The organism is Pseudoruegeria sp. SK021, from assembly GCF_002119405.1.
Classification (GTDB): Bacteria; Pseudomonadota; Alphaproteobacteria; order Rhodobacterales; family Rhodobacteraceae; genus Meridianimarinicoccus.
In genome coordinates this window covers 1-3387 of record NZ_MTBG01000081.1, presented here as the reverse complement: position 1 = coordinate 3387, position 3387 = coordinate 1, and the positions used below count along the sequence as shown (strand labels likewise).

Below are 3387 nucleotides of genomic sequence, written 5' to 3'. Positions count from 1 at the left end.
TCTCCTCGTCGCTCCAACGGCGTCGACGTTCAAACCCAAGTATCTCACCACGCATCACTGACCCCACCTAAGACACGTCGCAAAGGACGTCGTTAAGCACGTATCTTAGCAAATCATCCGGAAATCATGCGCGTTTCGCATGATCGCGGGCACTGATTTCAGCTGATCGTGGGCACTGATTTCGCGGGAAGGCGGGCGCGGATTTCACGCGATCGCGGGCAGTGATTTCGCGGGATCATGGGCAGGACTGGTCGACGAACTGAAGATACTCCCCCTCCGGATCAATAGGAGGGATGGAATGCCGACAGGACGTTTGACCATGCGCCGGATACGGGACGTATTGCGATTGAAGTTTGCCCAAGGGCTGAGCGAGCGGGCGATTGCCGCTTCGCTCGGGATTGGGAAGGGAAGTGTGGGCACCTATTTGCAGCGGGCTCGTGACGCGGGACTGAGCTGGCCGCTTCCAGATGGGCTGGATGACGATAGTCTTGAACTCTTGCTGTTCCCGTCCTCGCCGAGTGTGCCGGATCAGGATCGCCCTGTTCCGGACTGGGCCGCAATGGACAAGGAGCTGCGCAAGCGCAGTGTCACCCGGATGCTGCTATGGGAGGAATACCGGGCGCAGCATCCGGGCGGGTTTGGGTACACGTGGTTCTGTACGCATTTCGACGCCTGGAAGGGGCGTGTCCACCCAAGCATGCGGCAGACACATGCGGGCGGTGAGAAGGTGTTCGTCGATTACGCGGGCGACTTGATCGACATCGTCGATCCGCAAACTGGCGAAGTGCATGCGGCGAAGCTGTTCGTCGCCACCATGGGGGCCTCCAGTTACACCTACGTCGAAGCTGTTGCCTCGGAAGGGCTGGAAGACTGGATCGCCGCCCATACCCGGATGTTCACCTATCTGGGCGGCGTACCCAAAGCCGTGGTCCCGGATAACCTCAAATCCGCTGTCATCAAACCCGACCGCTACGATCCCGGACTGAACCGGACCTATGCCGAGATGGCGGAGCATTACAGCACCGCGATCCTGCCCGCGCGTGTGCGCAAGCCCAAAGACAAAGCCAAGGTCGAAGTGGCGGTGCAGGTGGCACAACGCTGGGTCCTCGCGCGGTTGCGCAATCACAGGTTCTTCTCCCTCGCGGAACTGAACGCCGCGATCCGGCCTCTGCTGGACGACCTGAACACCCGGGTCATGCGCGATTACGGTGCCAGCCGCGCCGATCTGTTCGTCACGCTGGACCGTCCCAACCTGCAACCGCTGCCCGCCGACGCTTATGTCTTTGCGAGATGGAAGCGAGCCCGTGTTGCGCCGGACTATCATGTCGAAGCGAACGAGTGCTGGTATTCGGTACCCTTCAGCTTGATCCGGCAGCAGGTTGACGTCCGCTCAACCCATTCCACGATCGAAGTTTTCCACCGCGGTAAGCGCGTGGCCAGCCATGCCCGCAATCCCGGGCGGCGCAGCCATGTCACGGTGCCCGATCACATGCCGTCCTCGCATCGCCGCTATGCCGAGTGGACGCCGGCGCGAGTTCTGGCCAGTGCTGAGAAGCTTGGGCCCTCGGTCGCCGCGTTTTGTCAGACCGTCATGGAAGACAGACCGCACCCCGAGCAGGGCTTCCGCACCTGCATGGGCGTGCTGTCGCTGGCCAAAAGCTATGAACCTGACCGCCTTGATGCCGCCTGCCGCCGGGGCGTCGCCATCAAGGCGCGGTCGGTATCCTCAATCCGATCAATCCTGAAGAACGGGCTGGATCAGGCGTTCATGGAACCAGACCCTGACGAGCTGCCGCTGCAGCATCCCAACATACGCGGCCAGAAGTATTACCACTGAAAAGGAGACACCCCTTGCTGACACATCCCACATCCGACCGGCTGGAGGCCCTTGGCTTCACCGGCATGGTTAAGGCGCTGGACGAACAGCGTCGCGCGGGCGCCATGTTCGAAAGCCTCAGCTTCGAAGAGCGACTTGGATTGCTTGTCGATCGAGAGGCGGCAGAACGTGATGCCAAGAAGCTGGCCACGCGGCTGCGGTTTGCCGCGCTGCGCCATGCTGCTTGCGTGGAAGACATCGACATGCGCAGCCCACGCAGCATCGATGCCTCTGTCATGGCCCACTTGATCGACGGTGGCTGGATAGACCGCCACGAGAATCTGTTAATCACTGGCCCGACAGGGCTGGGCAAAAGTTGGATCGCCTGTGCGCTTGGACACAAAGCTTGCCGCGACGATCAGCGTGTCATGCATCACCGCGTGCCCCGGCTGTTCCAAATGCTGGCGATGGCCAGGGGCGACGGGCGCCATGCCCGCATGCTGAAATCCATCGAACGAACCGAGCTGCTGATCCTCGACGACTGGGGCCTCTCGGTCCTGACCGCACCAGAACGCCGCGATCTGCTGGAACTCTTCGAAGATCGCCAAGGCCGCGGGTCCACTATCGTCACCAGCCAACTGCCCGTAGATCAGTGGCACGAGGCCATCGGTGACCCAACCCTTGCCGACGCTATCCTCGACAGGCTGGTTCACAACGCCCACCGCCTCACACTGACTGGAGACAGCATGCGAAGAAAGATGAGTACCACGAAATCGCTTGACCCAACCGGTCAGGCCTGACTCAATAAACCTTGTCGACCAGCCTCCCCACGACCGTGAAATGGCTGCCCGAGATGCCGTGAAACGCGTGCCCGAGATCGCGTGAAATCACTGCCCAAGTTCCGCGAAATACGCACTCTGCATGCACCCAGCACAAGGCATGATTGGGGATGCGGAACTGCCCGGCATCATCGGAGACGACCACGGTATTTCCCATCAGCCCATGCTGGCGCACTGCACCCCATACGGCAGCCTCACTGACCTCGCGCAACAAGGTCCTGTCGAACACGTCAATGCGCAGCGCCAAGAGATGCGCGTACCACCCCATCTCCGAGGCGAATGATCTATCGGGATGTGCCGAGAGCCCGTCGATGACCTCCGGTGTCACTTTGCGCTGACGCATGTAGGTGAGCGCGTCGTCGTTGATCACGTAGTCCTCACGGCCGGCCCGTAGCAGCGACAGGAAGTTCAGTCGCGATTTCGAGCGGTCGGTCCTGAATACGCAAAAGCGTTCCCCGCCGATCTGGGTTGTGATCCCGTTACGGTGGGCATGACGGGCACCGGTATCGTCAACACTGATGTAGGGCGCGCTGGTCAAGCCGGCTTGCAGAACCGCCTGATCCTCGGCCACGAACCGATCAATGTCGGTGGTCAGGATACGCACAACCTGACGCTTCGATATCTCCAGCCCGATCCCGTTCAGGATAGATGTCAGCCGTTCCGTCGTCACCTGTCCCTGAGCGTGCAGCGCAAGACAGAATCGGCGCAGGTTGGCACCGAAGCCGCCGAACA

3 protein-coding genes are annotated in these 3387 nt (G+C 61.1%); 2 read left to right on the top strand and 1 reads right to left on the bottom strand.

Annotated elements, in window-relative coordinates; translation table 11 throughout:
• Positions 1 to 298 precede the first annotated feature (298 nt).
• Both istA and istB read left to right on the top strand, forming a co-directional pair.
• Positions 299 to 1837: an IS21 family transposase gene (gene istA, locus BV911_RS18540; RefSeq protein WP_086055024.1), complete on the top strand. Its 1539-nt coding sequence runs from the start codon at positions 299 to 301 to the stop codon at positions 1835 to 1837.
• A gap of 14 nt (positions 1838 to 1851) precedes the next feature.
• Complete coding sequence (gene istB, locus BV911_RS18535) at positions 1852 to 2616, top strand: IS21-like element helper ATPase IstB (RefSeq protein WP_086055023.1); 765 nt, start codon at positions 1852 to 1854, stop codon at positions 2614 to 2616.
• Between the two features lies 1 nt (position 2617).
• On the opposite strand, the gene BV911_RS19675 is transcribed toward istB, so the two are convergent.
• Positions 2618 to 3387: hypothetical protein (locus BV911_RS19675; RefSeq protein WP_205963917.1), on the bottom strand; the 770-nt coding region annotated here is incomplete at its 5' end.

Coding starts and splice junctions, on each gene's coding strand:
- istA (WP_086055024.1), top strand. CDS start 299: ATGCCGACAGGACGTTTGACCATGCGCCGGATACGGGACGTATTGCGA.